Annotated in this window: 14 protein-coding genes and 1 pseudogene; 10 read left to right on the top strand and 5 right to left on the bottom strand. The window is 60.7% G+C overall.

The annotated features are described in order from the left end of the window. Window positions 1-8: 8 nt before the first annotated feature. On the bottom strand, window positions 9-1541 hold the full coding sequence (gene ubiB, locus CUR85_RS08305; RefSeq protein WP_067261170.1) for a 2-polyprenylphenol 6-hydroxylase: 1533 nt from the start codon (window positions 1539-1541) through the stop codon (window positions 9-11). Beyond that, entirely contained in the window at window positions 1541-2293 is a 753-nt protein-coding gene (ubiE, locus tag CUR85_RS08300) for a bifunctional demethylmenaquinone methyltransferase/2-methoxy-6-polyprenyl-1,4-benzoquinol methylase UbiE (protein WP_067261168.1), read from the bottom strand. Before ubiE ends, ubiB begins: the two co-directional genes overlap by 1 nt. A gap of 100 nt (window positions 2294-2393) precedes the next feature. On the opposite strand from ubiE, the pseudogene mutM reads away from it, so the two are divergent. The 8 genes and pseudogenes from mutM (at window position 2394) to gyrB (ending at window position 11954) form a co-directional block, all read left to right on the top strand. Next, window positions 2394-3244 (top strand): annotated as a pseudogene (gene mutM, locus CUR85_RS08295) (bifunctional DNA-formamidopyrimidine glycosylase/DNA-(apurinic or apyrimidinic site) lyase). A gap of 64 nt (window positions 3245-3308) precedes the next feature. Next, complete coding sequence (locus tag CUR85_RS08290; protein WP_067261165.1) at window positions 3309-4085, top strand: enoyl-CoA hydratase; 777 nt, start codon at window positions 3309-3311, stop codon at window positions 4083-4085. Between the two features lie 173 nt (window positions 4086-4258). Further along, a complete protein-coding gene (gene rpsT / locus CUR85_RS08285) occupies window positions 4259-4522 on the top strand; it encodes a 30S ribosomal protein S20 (protein ID WP_067261164.1) in 264 nt (87 codons plus the stop codon). Window positions 4523-5043: 521 nt separating this feature from the next. Continuing rightward, a complete protein-coding gene (gene dnaA / locus CUR85_RS08280) occupies window positions 5044-6405 on the top strand; it encodes a chromosomal replication initiator protein DnaA (RefSeq protein WP_136720544.1) in 1362 nt (453 codons plus the stop codon). 162 nt (window positions 6406-6567) lie between these two features. After that, entirely contained in the window at window positions 6568-7686 is a 1119-nt protein-coding gene (dnaN, locus tag CUR85_RS08275) for a DNA polymerase III subunit beta (RefSeq protein ID WP_067263773.1), read from the top strand. Between the two features lie 59 nt (window positions 7687-7745). After that, window positions 7746-8843 carry a DNA replication/repair protein RecF gene (gene recF / locus CUR85_RS08270; protein WP_067263771.1) on the top strand — a complete coding sequence of 366 codons (1098 nt, stop codon included), beginning with the start codon at window positions 7746-7748 and terminating at the stop codon, window positions 8841-8843. Beyond that, window positions 8840-9460, top strand: a complete 621-nt coding sequence (locus CUR85_RS08265; RefSeq protein ID WP_067263759.1) for a LysE family translocator — start codon at window positions 8840-8842, stop codon at window positions 9458-9460. Before recF ends, CUR85_RS08265 begins: the two co-directional genes overlap by 4 nt. A gap of 79 nt (window positions 9461-9539) precedes the next feature. Beyond that, window positions 9540-11954, top strand: coding sequence for a DNA topoisomerase (ATP-hydrolyzing) subunit B (gyrB, locus tag CUR85_RS08260; RefSeq protein WP_067263758.1), 2415 nt, complete (start codon window positions 9540-9542; stop codon window positions 11952-11954). 759 nt (window positions 11955-12713) lie between these two features. On the opposite strand, the gene CUR85_RS08255 is transcribed toward gyrB, so the two are convergent. The 3 genes from CUR85_RS08255 to CUR85_RS08245 form a co-directional block, all read right to left on the bottom strand. Further along, window positions 12714-14065, bottom strand: a protein-coding gene (locus CUR85_RS08255; RefSeq protein ID WP_280322053.1) for an IS3 family transposase whose coding sequence is annotated in 2 segments (ribosomal slippage) — window positions 12714-13729 and window positions 13729-14065 — 1353 coding nt in all. Because the reading frame shifts where the segments join, the coding sequence is not laid out codon by codon here. Window positions 14066-14117: 52 nt separating this feature from the next. Continuing rightward, window positions 14118-14423, bottom strand: coding sequence for a YjbH domain-containing protein (locus CUR85_RS08250; RefSeq protein ID WP_280322597.1), 306 nt, complete (start codon window positions 14421-14423; stop codon window positions 14118-14120). An 85-nt stretch (window positions 14424-14508) separates the two neighbouring features. Beyond that, complete coding sequence (locus tag CUR85_RS08245; RefSeq protein ID WP_280322872.1) at window positions 14509-15363, bottom strand: YjbH domain-containing protein; 855 nt, start codon at window positions 15361-15363, stop codon at window positions 14509-14511. A gap of 216 nt (window positions 15364-15579) precedes the next feature. Here CUR85_RS08245 and CUR85_RS08240 point away from each other — a divergent pair, with 216 nt between their 5' ends. Both CUR85_RS08240 and CUR85_RS08235 read left to right on the top strand, forming a co-directional pair. Continuing rightward, window positions 15580-16305 carry a metallophosphoesterase gene (locus tag CUR85_RS08240; protein ID WP_067264202.1) on the top strand — a complete coding sequence of 242 codons (726 nt, stop codon included), beginning with the start codon at window positions 15580-15582 and terminating at the stop codon, window positions 16303-16305. Window positions 16306-16401: 96 nt separating this feature from the next. Then, entirely contained in the window at window positions 16402-17478 is a 1077-nt protein-coding gene (locus CUR85_RS08235; RefSeq protein ID WP_082852046.1) for an MBL fold metallo-hydrolase, read from the top strand. Window positions 17479-17508: the final 30 nt, after the last annotated feature.

Genomic DNA, 17508 nt, shown 5'->3' with positions numbered 1-17508 from the left:
CCCCTGCCCTAAAGCAGTGCGCCGATTAGGGCGATTGTGGTGGCCCCGGCCACGCCAGACATCACCGCAGTCGCCGCGATATAGCCCCAGAAACGGGGTTGGCGCTCGGCCTGCTCTTCGGTCTGACGGTTCAGCGCCTGCTCGACCAGCCCGGGCAGGCGGGGGCCGAAACGGGCCATGACCATCGCCGTGTCGCGCAGATCAGAGACGATGGCCCGCGGACCGAGTGACTGGGTGATATAGTCGGTCACGATGGGGCTGGCGACTTCCCAGATGTTGATATGCGGGTTGAGCGAGCGGGCCACGCCCTCGACCACGACCATGGTGCGTTGCAGCAAGATCAACTCGGTCCGGGTTTCCATGCCGAAACGCTCGGTCACCTCGAACAGATAGGTCAGCAACCGCGCCATGGAGATGCGGGTGGCGTCCATGCCGAAAATCGGCTCACCCACCGCACGCAGGGCGCGGGCGAATTCATCGACGTCCTTGTCGGCGGGCACATAACCCGCCTCGAAATGCACCTTGGCGACGCGCTGGTAATCGCGGCGGATGAAGCCATAGAGAATCTCGGCATAGACCCGGCGGGTGTAGCTGTCGATATGGCCCATGATGCCGAAGTCATAGGCGATGATGTCGCCGTTGGCCGCGACCTTGAGATTGCCCTGATGCATGTCGGCGTGGAAATAACCGTCGCGCAGGGCGTGCTGAAGGAAGAGTTGCAACACCCGCTCCGACAGCGCCACCCGGTCGTGCCCCGCCGCATCCAGCGCGGCATTGTCGCCCAACGGCAGCCCATCGGCCCAGCCCAGCGTCATCACGCGGCGGCCCGAATAATTCCATTTGATCTCGGGCAGTTGAAACCCGGCGTCATCCTTGGTGTTGGCGGCGAACTCTGACGCGGCGGAACTTTCGAGCCGCAGGTCCAGCTCCCCCCGCACGACGCCATCGAAATGTTCGATCACCTCCATCGGGCGCAGGCGGCGCGACCCGGGCGAGAAAATCTCGGCCATGCGGGCGGCGAGGTAGAAGGCGTCAATGTCCTTGCGGAAGGCTTTTTCGATGCCGGGCCGCAGGACTTTGACGGCGACCTCTTCGCCGGTCTCGGCCAGCCGCGCGTGATGCACCTGCGCGATGGAGGCCGCGGCGACGGGTTCGCTGAACTCGGAAAAGATCGCGCTGACCGGCTCGCCCAACTCTTGCTCGACCGCGCTGCGGGCCAGCGCCATGTCAAAGGGCGGCAACTTGTCTTGCAACACGCGCAATTGCACCGCCAGATCGTCGCCCACCACGTCGGGGCGGGTCGACAATACCTGACCGAATTTGATGTAGGCCGGGCCAAGCGCCGTGAGCGCGCGGGTGGCGGGCGGCATCGTCGGGTCGCCCTTGTAGCCCAGCCATTTGAACGGCAGGCCAAGCGCGCGGGCCACGAAACGCAGCGGCGGGGAGGCATCGAAAGCATCCAGCACCACATTCATCGCCCCGGCGCGTTCCAAGGTCGCGCCCGTGCGGATCAACCGCCAAATGTTGTGCGGACCGCGCATCAGAGTTTCCAACCCGAATGCAGCGCCGCGATCCCCATCGACAGGTTGCGATATTTGGCCTGCCCAAAGCCCGCCGCGCGCACCATCGACAGGAAGGTCTCTTGATCGGGGAAATTACGGATCGATTCGACCAGATATTGATAGCTGTCGCGGTCGCCCGCGATGGCTTGACCCATGCGCGGGATCACGTTGAAACTGTAGAGGTCATAGGCTTTCTGCATTGCCGGGTTGGGCAGTTGGCTGAACTCCAACACCATCAGACGGCCACCGGGGCGCAGCACGCGGTACGCCTCGTTCAGCGCCTCTTGCGGGCGGGTCACGTTGCGGATGCCGAAGCTGATTGTGTAAACGTCGAAGGTGTTGTCGGGGAACGGCAGCGCCATGGCGTCGCCCACGACCCAGTCAAGGCTGCCGGTCAGCCTGTCCGCCTCGGCCCGCTGGCGGCCTTCGACCAGCATCGGCTCGGTCAGGTCGAGCACAGTGGCATGGCCGTGACCGGCACGTTTGAGGAATTTGAAAGACACATCGCCGGTGCCCCCCGCCACATCGAGCAGTTTCTGCCCGGGGCGCGGGGCGAGCCAGTCCATCATCGCTTCCTTCCATACGCGGTGGATCCCCATACTCATCACATCGTTCATGATGTCGTATTTGCTGGCGACGGAGTTGAACACACCCTGCACGCGCCCGGCCTTTTCATGTTCGGGCACGGTCTCGAAACCGAAATGGGTTGTTTTGTCAGCGTCCTGGGTCATCTGCTCTTGCGATCCTCTGGTTCTGTCCCTTGTTATAGGGTGCCGGGGGGCAGGGACAATGCGTGCCTTTTGTCACAGGCAAGCCAGAGGGGAAACCGAGATGCCGGAACTGCCAGAGGTCGAAACCGTCCGCCGGGGGCTGGCCCCCGCGATGGAGGGCCAAGTGATCGCCCGCGCCGAGGTGAACCGCCCCGACCTGCGCTGGCCCTTCCCCGAGCGGATGGCGGAGCGGCTGACCGGGCAGCGCGTCGGCCTGCTGCGGCGGCGGTCGAAATACATCCTCGCCGATCTGGCGAGCGGGGAATCGCTCTTGGTGCATCTGGGCATGTCCGGGCGAATGCTCGTTTCGGGCGACCCTCTGGGGCAATTTCAGCACAACCACCCCGCGCCCGAGAAACATGACCATGTCGTGTTGCATATGGGTAACGGTGTGCGGATCACCTTTAACGACCCGCGCCGTTTCGGCGCGATGGATCTGATGCCCACCGCCGGGGCCGAGACACACAAGCTGCTGGCCTCGCTCGGGCCGGAACCCTTGGGCAACGACTTTCACGAAGCGCATCTGGTCGCCGCGCTGAAAGGCCGCAACACGCCGATCAAATCGGCGCTGCTGGATCAACGGATCGTGGCGGGCTTGGGCAATATCTATGTCTGCGAAGCGCTTTACCGCGCGGGGATTCACCCGGCCCGCAAGGCCGGGCGCATCTCGGCCACGCGGGTCGCCGGGCTGGTGCCGATCATCCGCCAAGTGCTGGCCGATGCGATCACGGCGGGGGATCGTCGCTCAAGGATTTTCGGCAGGCGGATGGCGAATTGGGCTATTTCCAACATAGTTTCGACGTCTATGGCCGCGAGGGCCAAGCCTGCCGCAGACCGGGCTGCGATGGGGCAATCGCGCGCATCGTGCAAAGCGGACGCGCTTCCTTCTATTGTCCGCGTTGCCAAAGATAACTTGAAACATGGGGGTGCCGTGGTATGCACATTCCCCTGAGCGCAACAACAAAGAGCATTCTTGATGGCTTACGAAACGATCACCGTGGACGTGGACAACCATGTGGCCCTGATCACCCTGAACCGCCCGGATGCGCTGAACGCGCTCAACGAGGCGCTGCTGGGTGAACTCGCCAAGGCGCTGAAAAGCGCGCAGGAAAACGACAAGGTCCGCTGCATCGTCATCACCGGCTCGGAAAAGGCATTCGCCGCCGGGGCCGATATCGCGATGATGCGCGAGAAAAGCTTTGTCGACGTCTTCATGGGGGATCTTTTCACGCCCGAAACCGATCAGATCCTGCGGGTGCGCAAGCCGATTATCGCCGCCGTGTCGGGCTATGCCCTCGGCGGGGGCTGCGAGCTGGCGATGATGTGCGACTTCATCATCTGTTCGGAAAGCGCCAAGTTCGGCCAGCCCGAGATCAACCTCGGCGTCGTGGCGGGCATCGGCGGCACCCAGCGTCTGACCCGTCTGGTAGGCAAGTCCAAGGCGATGGACATGAACCTCACGGGCCGCTTCATGGATGCCGAAGAAGCCGAACGCTCGGGCCTCGTGTCGCGCGTAGTGCCGGTGAAAAAGCTGATGGAAGAGGCGATGGGCGCCGCAGCCAAGATCGCCGAGAAATCCATGATCTCGGCCACCGTGGTCAAGGAATGCGTGAACCGCGCCTATGAGGTGCCGCTGAGTGAGGGGCTGCTGTTCGAACGCCGCATGTTCCATTCGCTGTTCAACACCGAAGACCAGAAAGAGGGCATGTCTGCCTTCCTCGAAAAGCGCGAAGCGCAATTCCGCGACAAATAAGCGTCGCCCCCGGCGCGGCTTGCATTGCCGCGCCCGCTGCCTTATAGGCGGCACCAATACATGCGCGTGCAGCCCGCTCTGGCTAGAATCACCTACCCCAAGGGGGTCCGGATTTCCGGTCGGGTTGGCGTCACGCATTGCTACGCAACATATGAACCCGAAGGCTGATACTCATGGCAAACACCCGTCAATCCGCAAAGCGCGCCCGTCAAAACGAAAAGCGTTTTGCGATCAACAAAGCACGCCGTTCGCGCATCCGCACCTACCTGCGCAAGGTCGAAGAGGCGATCACCTCCGGTGATAAAGAAGCCGCAACCGCCGCTCTGAAAGCCGCCCAGCCCGAGCTGATGCGCGGCGTCACCAAAGGCGTTTTCCACAAGAATACCGCGTCGCGCAAAATGTCGCGCCTGTCCGCGCGGGTCAAAGCACTGGGCTAATTTGGCTTCATAGCCAAGCCCTTAGAAACACAAGAGGCGCCGCATTGCGGCGCCTTTTTTCGTGCGGGTGCAGCGAAAAAAACACGCCAGAGATTCTTTTCCGGCAATCTCTGAGTCAAGATGGAAGATATGTTGAAGCGAACCGGAAACACTTGCTACCAAAGGTCCAGCGATTCATTTCGCTTGGGGGGACAGGCCCTGAACACGGCGTCAGCCAACTGGCAGAATGCCAAATTCAGGGGGGTGCAAGTGACCGTTCACAGACGGTTCCGCGCACCATCGTGAATGCTGCTGCCAGCACGTTTACCCTGTCGATGAGAACACGAACGGTTCGTTCAGCGCCTCTTGCGCCGGTTTACGGCACAGAAGGCTCATGGGCAGGCCATTCTTTAAAAGTCCGAAGGACACAGGTCGGTCATCCGTGTGGGACCGGGTGGATGACCTGTTGCCGGGTGAAACAATATTAAGGGCCGGGATCCACTCGGCCTCTGTGCGAAGAGCAAAGCGGGACGTAAGGCACGATGACATTAGATCACTGGGGCGAGATCAAAGAGCGGCTTCTAAAGACCGTGGGGCAGAACAACTACACCACCTGGATTGAACCGCTTGTGCCCGGCGCCGTCGAAGACGGAATCGTGACACTCAAAGTGCCGACGAACTTCTTCGGCAACTACGTCAGCCAGAACTTCTCGGACCTGATTCTGCATGAGATCAACGCGACGGGCACCGATGCCACGCGCCTGAACTTTGCCCTGAATCAGCAGCCCACCCCTGCCGCCGAAAAGCCCGCCCCGGCTGCGCGTCAGACCTCGGCTGCCGCGAAACCTGCCGCCAATTCGCAGCTCAGCACCGCCCCGCTCGACCCGCGCTTCAGCTTTGACAATTTCGTCGTCGGCAAGCCCAACGAACTGGCCCATGCCGCCGCCCGCCGTGTCGCCGAAGGCGGCCCCGTGACCTTCAACCCGCTGTTCCTTTATGGGGGCGTCGGCCTTGGCAAGACCCACCTGATGCACGCGATTGCCCGCGAGCTGCATGAGCGCAAGCCCGAGATGAACGTGCTCTACCTCTCGGCTGAACAGTTCATGTACCGTTTCGTGCAGGCCCTGCGCGACCGTAAGATGATGGATTTCAAGGAAATCTTCCGCTCCGTCGACGTGTTGATGGTTGATGACGTGCAGTTCATCGCGGGCAAGGATTCCACGCAGGAAGAGTTCTTCCACACGTTCAACGCGCTCGTCGACCAGCACAAGCAAATCATCATCTCCGCCGACCGCGCCCCGGGTGAGATCAAGGATCTCGAAGACCGCGTGAAATCGCGCCTGCAATGCGGGTTGATCGTGGACCTGCACCCCACGGACTACGAGTTGCGCCTCGGCATCCTGCAAAGCAAGGTCGACGTGCAGCGCAAGACCTACCCCGACCTCGAAGTGGCCGATGGCGTGTTGGAATTCCTCGCGCATCGCATCACCTCGAACGTCCGTGTGCTCGAAGGTGCGCTGACCCGTCTCTTCGCCTTCGCCTCGCTGGTGGGCCGCGAGATCGACATGGGGCTAACGCAGGATTGTCTGGCCGACGTGCTGCGCGCCTCGGAGCGCAAGATTTCGGTCGAGGAAATTCAGCGCAAGGTTTCCGACCACTACAACATCCGCCTGAGCGACATGATCGGCCCCAAGCGCCTGCGCAGCTACGCGCGTCCGCGTCAGGTGGCGATGTATCTGTGCAAGCAGATGACCAGCCGCTCCCTGCCCGAGATCGGCCGCCGCTTTGGCGGGCGCGACCACACCACCGTCATGCACGGGGTGCGCCGCATCGAAGAACTCAAGGTCTCGGACGGGCAGATCGCCGAGGATCTGGAACTGCTGCGCCGGGCGCTCGAATCCTAATCATAGCGGCCTGAGGGTTGTCCTCAGGACACGGTCAAACAGCGATCGGGGGCGCAGCTTGCGCCCCTCTTGCATTCACTTCAACAAAGCCACAAAAGTTCTTGTGTAAGCGTGGGAACCGGGTAGTTTGCCTCTCCCGGCAGTCGGTATGGGAGAAGGCATATGAAATTCAGCATCGAACGCGCGGCACTGCTCAAAGCCGTTTCGCAAGCCCAATCCGTGGTCGAGCGCCGCAACACCATTCCGATCCTCGCCAACGTGCTGATCGAGGCCGAGGGCAGCGATGTCTCCTTCCGCGCCACCGATCTGGATATCGAGGTGGTCGACAAGGTCGCCGCGCAAGTTGAACGCGCAGGTGCCACCACCGTCTCAGCCACGCTGCTGCATGAGATCGTGCGCAAGCTGCCCGACGGCGCGCTGATTAGCCTCACCGCCGACAGCGCCGCTGGCCGCCTGACGGTCGAAGCGGGCCGCTCTAACTTCTCGCTGGCCACCCTGCCGCGCGAGGACTTCCCGGTCATGGCGTCGTCCGAGTATGCCTCGAACTTCTCGGCCCCGGCCCCGGTGCTGCGCCGCCTGTTCGACAAGTCGAAATTCGCCATCTCCACCGAGGAGACGCGTTATTACCTCAACGGGGTCTACCTGCATGTGGCGGACGCCGAGGGTGGCAAGGCCCTGCGCTGCGTGGCGACCGACGGTCACCGTCTGGCCCGGATCGACGCCGAGATGCCCGAGGGGGCGTCTGAGATGCCCGGCGTGATCGTGCCCCGCAAGACCGTGGGCGAGCTGCGCAAACTGCTCGACGATGATGAGATGGAAATCGCGGTGTCCGTGTCCGAGACCAAGATCCGTTTCGCCACCCCCGCCATCACCCTGACCTCGAAGGTCATCGACGGCACCTTCCCCGACTACACCCGCGTGATCCCGCAGGGAAACACCCGCAAGATGGAAGTGGACGCTGCCGATTTTGCCCGCGCGGTGGACCGCGTGGCGACCGTCTCTTCCGAGCGCTCCCGCGCCGTGAAACTGCAACTCGACGAAGACCGCCTGGTGCTGTCGGTCAACGCGCCGGACAGCGGTGCGGCGGAGGAAGAGCTGGCCGTAGCCTATGGCGACGAGCGGCTCGAAATCGGCTTCAACGCGAAATACCTGCTGGAGATCGCAAGTCAGGTGGACCGCGAAAACGCCGTCTTCCTATTCAACTCCTCGGGCGATCCGACCCTGATGCGCGAAGGCACCGATACCTCTGCGGTCTATGTCGTCATGCCGATGCGCGTGTGACGCTGGCGGAAATTTTCAAAATTTCCGCGCCGTTTTCTTTGAAAGAAAACGGGGTCTGAATGGCGCAGCTGTATCTCTCCAACCTCGGCCTGTCGCATTTCCGCTCGCACAAACGCGCGGTGATCGAGGTCGACGCACGTCCCGTGGCGCTCTACGGCCCCAACGGCGCGGGCAAGACCAACGTCATTGAAGCAATCTCGCTCCTGTCGCCCGGACGCGGGCTGCGGCGCAGCAGCGCGCAAGACATGACCCGCCGTCCCGAGGCTCTGGGCTGGAAAATCACCGGGGTCTTGCATGGGCCAAGCGTGCTGCATGAGGCCGAGATCTGGTCCGAGGGCGGCGCCGCCCGGCAGACCAAGATCGACGGCAAAGCTGCAGCCCAGACAGCGCTTGGCCGCATAGCCCGCGTGCTCTGGCTCATCCCCGCGATGGATCGGCTCTGGATCGAAGGCGCCGAGGGGCGGCGGCGGTTTCTCGACCGGGTGACGCTGTCGATGCTGCCCGATCACGCCGAACTGTCGCTGAGCTATGAAAAGGCCATGCGCGAGCGCAACCGCCTGCTGAAGGACATGGTCCGCGAGCCCGCGTGGTACGCCGCCCTCGAAGACCGCATGGCCGAGACCGGGGCGCAGATCCATGCCAACCGGCAACAGGCCCTCACGGCCCTCGCGAACGCGCAGGAGGAGGCGCAGACCGCCTTCCCCATCGCCACGCTGATGCTGCAAAACGACATGCCCGACAGCGCCGAAGGGCTGCGCCGGGCGCTGTCGGACAACCGGATGCGCGATGTCGCCGCCGGCCGCACGCTGATCGGCCCGCACCGCGCGGACCTCGAGGGCACCTATGCCGCCAAGGGCATCGCCGCGCGGGATTGCTCCACCGGGGAACAGAAGGCGCTGCTGGTCTCGCTCATCCTCGCCAATGCCCGCGCCATCGCCGCCGATTTCGGCGCCCCGCCGATCCTGCTGCTGGACGAGGTGGCCGCGCATCTCGACGCGGGCCGCCGCGCGGCGCTTTACGACGAGATCACGGCGCTCGGCGCGCAGGCTTGGATGACCGGCACGGGGCCGGAGCTTTTCGACAGCCTCGGGGACCGCGCGCAATACGTGGAAGTCACCGAGGATGACGGCCTGTCGCAGGTGGCGCGGCAGCCATGACCCTCTCGCCCACCGACCTGCTGCTTTACTGCGGCGCACTCCTGATCCTCTTCCTCACCCCCGGCCCGGTCTGGCTGGCGATGATGGCCCGGGCGCTTTCGGGCGGGTTTCAGGCGGCGTGGCCGCTGGCGCTCGGCGTCGCGATCGGCGACATGCTCTGGCCGCTGGTGGCGATCTTGGGGATCACTTGGATCGTCTCGGCCTTCGACACGCTTATGGAGGTGCTGCGCTGGACCGCGGCGCTGGTCTTCATCGCCATGGGGTTGGGCCTGATCCGGCAGGCGGGTGCGAAGATCGACACCGACAGCCGCCTCACCCGCCCCGGCATGTGGCCCGGTTTCATCGCGGGGCTCATCGCGATCCTCGGCAATCCCAAGGCGGTGCTGTTCTACATGGGCGTGCTGCCCGGCTTCTTCGACCTGCGCAAGGTCACCGCCCCCGACATCGGGCTGATCCTCGCCGCTTCGGTCATCGTGCCGCTTGTCGGCAACCTCGTGATTGCCCTCCTGGTGGGCCATCTGCGCGGCTTTCTGACCGCCCCGCGCACTCTGCGGCGGATCAATCTGATCTCCGGCGCGATGCTGGTTTTCGTGGGCCTGATCATCCCCTTCGCCTGACACAAAATCTTGTGTCATTCGCGTGACAATCCCCGGCCAAACCACTATAAATCGGGCAAACGATAAGGGTTTTTTCCGCATGTCCGACACTGATCTGACACCACAGGAATACGGTGCCGATTCCATCAAGGTTCTCAAAGGGTTGGAGGCCGTTCGCAAACGCCCCGGCATGTATATCGGGGACACCGATGACGGCTCAGGCCTGCACCACATGGTGTATGAGGTCGTGGACAACGGCATCGACGAAGCGCTGGCCGGTCACGCCGACGCGGTGACGGTCACGATCCACGCGGATTCCAGCGTATCGGTCAGCGACAATGGCCGCGGCATCCCCGTGGGCATCCATGAGGAAGAGGGCGTCTCGGCGGCCGAGGTCATCATGACCCAGCTGCACGCGGGCGGGAAGTTCGACAGCAACTCCTACAAGGTCTCGGGCGGTCTGCACGGCGTCGGCGTCTCGGTCGTGAACGCGCTCTCGGACTGGCTGGAACTGCGCATCTGGCGCGAGGGCAAGGAACATATCGCGCGTTTTGAGGGTGGCTTCACCACCAAACACCTCGAAGTCGTGGGCGAGACCGACCGCACCGGCACCGAGGTGCGCTTCATGGCCTCGACCGAGACCTTCTCGAACATCGACTACAGCTTTGAGACGCTGGAAAAGCGCCTGCGCGAACTGGCCTTTTTGAACTCCGGCGTGCGCATCATCCTGAAGGACGAACGCCCCGTCGAGCCGCTGCAGACTGAGCTCTACTACGAAGGTGGCGTGAAGGAATTCGTCAAATACCTCGACCGGCACAAACACGCGGTCATGGACGAGCCGATCTTCATCACCGGGGAGCGCGACGACATCGGCATCGAGGTCGCCATGTGGTGGAACGACAGCTACCACGAGACGGTGCTGCCCTTCACCAACAACATCCCGCAGCGCGACGGCGGCACCCATATGGCGGGCTTCCGCGGCGCGCTGACGCGGACGATTAACGCCTATGCCCAGACCAGCGGCATCGCCAAGAAGGAGAAGATCAGCTTCACCGGCGACGACGCCCGCGAGGGTCTGACCTGCGTGCTGTCGGTGAAGGTGCCCGATCCGAAGTTCTCGTCGCAGACCAAGGACAAGCTGGTCTCCTCCGAAGTGCGCCCGGCGGTCGAAGGCCTGATGAACGAGCGCCTCGCCGAATGGTTCGAGGAGAACCCCAATGAGGCCAAGCAGATCGTCGGCAAGATCGTCGAGGCCGCACAGGCCCGCGAGGCGGCCCGCAAGGCGCGCGAGTTGACCCGGCGCAAGACGGCGATGGACGTCAACTTCCTCGCCGGGAAGCTCAAGGATTGCTCGGAGAAAGACCCGGCCAAGACCGAAGTCTTCCTCGTCGAGGGGGACAGCGCGGGCGGCTCGGCCCAGACCGGACGTGACCGGCAGACGCAGGCGATCCTGCCGCTCAAGGGTAAGATCCTCAACGTGGAGCGCGCGCGTTTCGACCGGATGCTGGGCTCTCAGGAGATCGGCAACCTCGTGATGGCGCTCGGCACCGGGATCGGGCGCGACGAGTTCAACATCGACAAGCTGCGCTACCACAAGATCGTCATCATGACCGACGCCGACGTCGACGGCGCGCATATCCGCACGCTTTTGCTGACCTTCTTCTACCGCCAGATGCCCGAGCTTATCGAGAACGGCCATCTCTACATCGCGCAGCCGCCGCTCTATAAAGTTTCGCGCGGCAAGTCCGAGGTTTACCTCAAGGATGAGGCCGCGATGGAGGACTACCTGATCCAGCAGGGTGTCGACGGCGCCATGCTGCGCCAAGGCAACGGCGAAGAAATCACCGGCCAAGACCTCACCCGCGTGGTCGACATGGCGCGCCAGCTAAAACGCGTGCTGGAGGCTTTCCCGACCCACTACCCGCGCCACATCCTCGAACAGGCCGCCATCGCCGGGGCCTTTGTCGAGGGCGCGGTGGACAGCGACCTGCAGGGCGTGGCCGACAAGGTCGCCGATCGTCTGAACCTGATCGCGCTGGAATACGAGCGCGGCTGGCAGGGCCGCATTACGCAAGACCACGGCATCCGCCTCGCCCGCATCTTGCGCGGCGTGGAAGAGGTGCGCACGCTCGACGGCCGCATGCTGCGCTCGGGCGAGGCGAAGAAATCCGGCAGCTTCACCCAACACCTGCAGGAGGTCTACGACCAGCCCGCCAAGCTGATCCGCAAGGACCGCAGCCAGATGATCTATGGCCCCATGGACCTGCTCAACGCGATCCTTGCCGAGGGCGAGAAAGGCCTGTCGCTGCAACGCTACAAGGGTTTGGGCGAGATGAACCCCGACCAGCTGTGGGAAACCACCCTCGATCCGGACGCGCGCACGCTGCTGCAGGTCCGCGTGGAGGATATGGCTGAGGCCGACGATCTCTTCACCAAGCTGATGGGCGACGTGGTCGAGCCGCGCCGCGAGTTCATCCAGCAGAACGCGCTGAGCGTGGAGAATTTGGATTTTTGAGGGGGTGTAGGCAGGCGTATAGCCGCGCGCGATATTCTTAAATTTGGGCGATTTGCCTAAAGGTTTGCGCGGCGATCGCACAGAGCGCCGCGCATTTCATTCGGTCCATGGCTTCGATGGAACAGTGCAAATATATCTGCGCCATTGCCGGCTTTCTCGACCCGAAACGACGTTGAACCTCTGATTTCGTTAGGCCGAAATCAGATAGCCGAACTTGCATAGAACCACAGACCGGCTTTTGCCACCCAAACGGCGCTGTCTCGGACTGTTTCGCTCATCTCATCGACCAAATTTTATCGTTGTGAAGCTTTCCATAAGGCGCTCTCCTACTCGCCGCAGACATGCTCTCGGGAACTCACATGGATAACCTTTGCGGACTCGAGCGGGGATACGCTTTGATCACGAGCAATCGTCACACCTTTTGCCGCCCCCTGCTGTCCTTCCCTCTCTGATGTCGGTCGACGGCTATCTCCTCCTTTAGGATATGATGGACGGGCAACGGTTAAACCCTCCCGATTCGCCTTCCATGCCCCCCTTCGGGCAGAGAGTATGCATACATTCTGACCCTCCTGATCCCGCATACCTTCCACGAGGGCGCACGCGGGTAGACCGCCAGCCGATTAGGACCTTTGCGCAAAAAGTTGGCGGTATCAGCCATTTGGAATACGAACGGTACCCCCAGAAGATGTCCGTCGTCATATAAAATGGGACATCAGAGCGGCTTGAACTTTGGAGGCTCTGGTTCGTTTGCGTGATTGATTATGCTGCTTGTTTTTGATGTTGCAAGCGGCGGCTTTGGATCGTCATTTTCTTGATCTTTTCCCTTTCTCTGATGATGGCTTTGTCACGTCCAAAATAGACGTCAGCGGGTGTGACGTTGCTCAGGCTCTCGTGGTAGCGCTGGTTGTTGTAATAGTCGACGAAGGCCCCGATCTGGCGTTCAAGATCGCCGGGCAGGTAGTAGTTTTCCAGTAGAACCCGGTTCTTCATGGTCTGATGCCAGCGCTCGATTTTGCCCTGGGTTTGCGGATGGAACGGCGCACCGCGAACGTGATCCATTTTCTGGTCCCCCAGCCATTTGGCCAGGTCGCCGGATATGTAGCACGACCCGTTGTCGCTGAGCAGGCGCGGCTTGTGTCGGACCACGGCTTGGTCGCAGCCAGACGCCGTAAGAGCCAGCTCAATGGTGTCTGTCACGTCCTCGGCTCGCATGGTCGTGCAGAGCTTCCAGGCAATGATATACCGGCTGTAATCGTCCAGGATCGTGCTGAGGTAATACCAGCCCCAGCCGATGATCTTGAAGTAGGTGAAGTCGGTCTGCCACATCTGATTGATCGCCGTGGTTTTGTCCGAGAACTCATCGGCAGCCTTGATCACCACATACTCGGGTGCCGTGATCAGATCGGCAGCTTTCAGAATGCGGTAAGTCGATGATTCAGAGATAAAATACCGCTTCTCATCAGTATATTTGACGGCCAGTTCGCGTGTGGTCAGCGCCTCATGTTCCAGCGCAAACTCGATCAGATCATCCCGCCGGTCCTGCGGAATACGGTTCCAGACCGACTTCGGCCGAGGCGCGCGGTCCGCCAATGCATCAAGGCCGCCTTCGACGTAGCGGTCATACCATCGGTAAAATGTCGTGCGCGGGATACCCAGCATATCAAGGGTCATTTTTGTGGGCAGGTGTGATCCCTCAACCGTGCGAATGATCTCAAGCTTCTCGGTTGCTGGATACCTCATTCCTCGAACTCCCCAGCCCCTGTCATGCTTTTTTTGAGCAGGCGGTTCTCAAGGGTTAGATCAGCCACGCATTCTTTCAGAGCCATGGCCTCGGATCGCAGATCCTTCACCTCAGGCGATGTCGCCTGACGCGCTGTGTCGCCGGAAAGGCGACGCTTTCCAGCCTCAAGGAATTCCTTCGACCAAGTATAATACAGGCTGTCAGAGATACCCTCGCGGCGACATAACGCCGAGATGCTTTCCTCCCCGCGCAATCCGGCCAAAACAATGCGGATCTTCTCCTCCGCCGAGTAGGTCTGGCGGGTCTTGCGGCGGATGTTTTTGACCAGCTTGTCAGCTGCGTCTTTCGATGTTCCGGGCTTCTTGTTCATCTTCGCTCCTTAAAGGCTACGATGAACCAGAAACCCTCCGTTGTTCAAATCCTCAAATCTGTCCCAAAGGTGCTGACGTCAGACAGGGGCCAAGCCCATAGGTGAACGTTGGATAGGCCTCGGACAACTCGCCTTCGCGGCTTTGAGCCGCGGCATCTTTGATCTCAGCCCGTGCAAGCGTGCGCCAAGCGCCGTCATAATCATTCTTGAGCTCTTCTAAATCGGAGCGCGCAACGGTGACCGTGCTGATCGGCATCCCGTTGCTTTGAAACGTGACATCGAAAACCTCGACCTCGGGGACAGCGTCACGGCCATCACCCGTGCAGCTCGGCCCGCGGCCTGTGCTTCGATATCCCACAGATTGTTTTCCAAACGAACCTGCGCCCGGCGGCCAATGACGGTCAGTCCTTGAAGCTCCAATCCCTCCTGCGCAAGCATGGCTTTCAAGGTACGGTCCACTCTGGCCTTTTGTGCCGGCTGTCGAATGTCGTGGTTTGCAAACACCGTTTGATCGCGCGGCACCAGTGGGATAGGTGCTGCATCCTGCCCCCCGGCGCACGGCGTTTTGCCGGGTTCAGGATTAGGCTATACTGTAAACCGACTTCAGAGCCTCCGATCACGAAAGCGCGCAGGTTGGAACCGCTAGGATAGCTATAGTTGAACCCTAGGTTAATCGGGCTTTTTATGTCGATGGCACCCACGCTTTGTTCACGTTCATAGGCATCTGACGAATACTCTAATTGGAAAGACAAACGATCCGTTGCCTGATATTCCACCCCCGCGAATAGGGCTGCCGGGCCGCGAAACCAGGCGCCGAAATCAAGCTGGCCAGTCGTGTTGATACCCCCAGCGGCAACATTCGGTCGCGTATCGAACCGGTCAGCGACCACGCCCAACGGGTTCGAAAAAGAGCCCCGTTGCGCCAATCGCCCCCAGCCCATGCCTCCGGTTACTCTGAGCTTCGAGCCGAAGCTTTTGGTGCCGACAAAGTATTCACCGGAATAGATGCCCGTACCGCCAAAATCCCTCAGACCGACTGCAAGAGCAGGAAAGCGCAGCGTCTCGTCAGTGATCTGATAGTGAAGATCAAAGCTACGGTCATAGCGTGTGCCGTCCTGCGGCCCGCCTGGGTCAAAATCGTCAACAATCGCATAGCGGAAAGTGCCATAAAGCTTTGGCAAAACTTGAAACGTAGCTGTGTTTCGGGTGGTGGCGCCAAACATGCTCGTGGTGAGCGCCACATGCCCATCCGGCAGAACTTCTGCCGTTGGCATATCGACAAGACCCGGGTACCATATGTCGACATGGTCTGGGCCCGAGCGATGCTATCAGCCCCCAAGGCGGCCAGAGCGAAAATGCCAAATAACTTGCTTGCACGCATTAAGACAAAAACCTGAACTCAAAAGAACCTATAGCAGCCTGATGCCACGACTTCACAACAACTGGCAAACCACTTAATAATTAACCCCGCACTGCGGTCCTGCTGCAACACCCCGAAGGACGACATTTCGCCTATGCTAAGCAATTGGTTCAAAGGGCTATTCTCCCCTACAAGGCCCTTCCCCCGTCCCGCACCGAAAGAACCCTTTGTCGCAATTGGTGACATCCACGGCCGAGCGGATCTCCTCAAACGGGCCCTAAGGAGCATTAAGGACACCAAAATCGTTTGCGTTGGAGACTATGTTGACCGCGGGGATGACAGCGCAGAGGTCCTGCGTCTGCTCTACGCGCGCCCTGATGTGGTTTGCCTCTCTGGAAACCACGAAGAGATGATGCTCCATTTCTTGGATCATCCGCAAAAACATGGACCCCGCTGGCTGCGCTACGGGGGACTTCAAACGTTGGCAAGCTTTGGCGTCCCAGGGGCAAGCGAAGCAGCAAGCGGTGCTGCGCTGGATGGGATCGCCGAAAAACTCAACGAGGCTATGGGCGAAGACCTAATCCTCTGGCTCCGCAACCGCCCTGTTTTTTGGCAATCAGGGAATGTAGCGGTCGTTCATGCGGCGGCGGACCCAGCCGTACCGATCGATATGCAGACCACCGAAACCCTGCATTGGGGCCACGCCGACTTCGAGACAACCCAGCGAGAAGACAATATCTGGGTGCTTCATGGTCACACGATCGTTGATACACCCCACGCTGACCGTGGCCGTGTATCAATCGACACGGGTGCCTATGCCACAGGACGACTAACGGCGGCATGGGTCTCATCTGATGGCGTGACGTTCGAGACCGTTTGAAGGCATCCGAAAAATACCCATTATTCGCATTACTTTTTCGGAAAGCCGGACATCTGCGAAATAGCCAAAGTAGATATTGCGTGTAATAGTTGCTGGATGATCAGCTTTGGACAACTCCATTGGCTTTACGTTTTGGCCATATCCCTTGCCGTCAGCGCATGCAGCCAAGGTTTCGAAGCGTTTTGGAATGACAGAGCCCACCGGCTGCCTCTAGCGCCCTCATCATCCGGAACGCAGGTCCGGTTCTTCGGGGTCTCAAGTTTCCTCATTCAAAGCGGAAACTCCACACTGATGATCGACGGTTTTCTTACCCGCCCGCCAAACGCATTTTTCAAGAAAATTCAACCAGACCTTCCAACTGTCACATCGCTCCTATCGGCCGCAGGGGTGTCCGTGGAGCAGCCCTGCCAGGCGCGCGCAAGCAATCAGAAAACCCTAGACGCCATTGTCGCCATGCATGGCCACTATGATCACGCCCTCGATACTCCGCTTATCGCCGCCTTGACCGGTGCAACCTTGATCGCGAACTCCGAAGTACTATCCGCCGTACCGCGCACGCGACGGCTGTTTCCGGACCTTTGCTCAAATTCCGATCCCATAGAGTTTCCCGACAGCACCTCCCTTCTTAAGTTATTCCTAGGCGAAATCAGGTTGACGTTGTTTGAACTACCCCATTCCAGCAACCTCGCTTCCACTTTACTGGAATACCTCCCCGCGAACGATGCTTGGGAGTATCCCGCGTCGATCCGAGACCTAAAGTCAGGCAGAAGCCTCGCTGCACATGTAGCGACACCTGACGGAACGATCTTAATTCTTCCCACTGCAGGAAACATTGGGCCCCGCCTACGAAATCTCAACCTGAAAGCCGATACACTTTTTCTTGGCGTAGGCGGGCTGGGTTGGCAATCCAGTGAGCAAATCGAACGCTACCTCCAAAACGGCGTAGTCGCCAGCGGTGCAACGAAAGTCATTCCAATCCACTGGGATGCGCATGCTCCTGCTATTGATCCATCAGCTCCGAACCTTCCTATTCCGATCTACGAAAATTTAAATCGCTCTCACCGGGCGTTGAAAGACCTAACGAGAAAACATCCAGATATTTCCATTCTGTCTATTCCGACGTTCCAACCCTTCGATCCGTTTTCAGATACCACCAGCGGGAAGCCTAATTGATGCAATACACAACGCTTAGAAAACGCCTTC

Origin of the sequence: Sulfitobacter faviae (assembly GCF_029870955.1) — a bacterium.
GTDB lineage: Bacteria > Pseudomonadota > Alphaproteobacteria > Rhodobacterales > Rhodobacteraceae > Sulfitobacter > Sulfitobacter faviae.
Note: the sequence above shows the minus strand (reverse complement) of the source record. Positions and strands in the feature narration are given on the sequence as shown.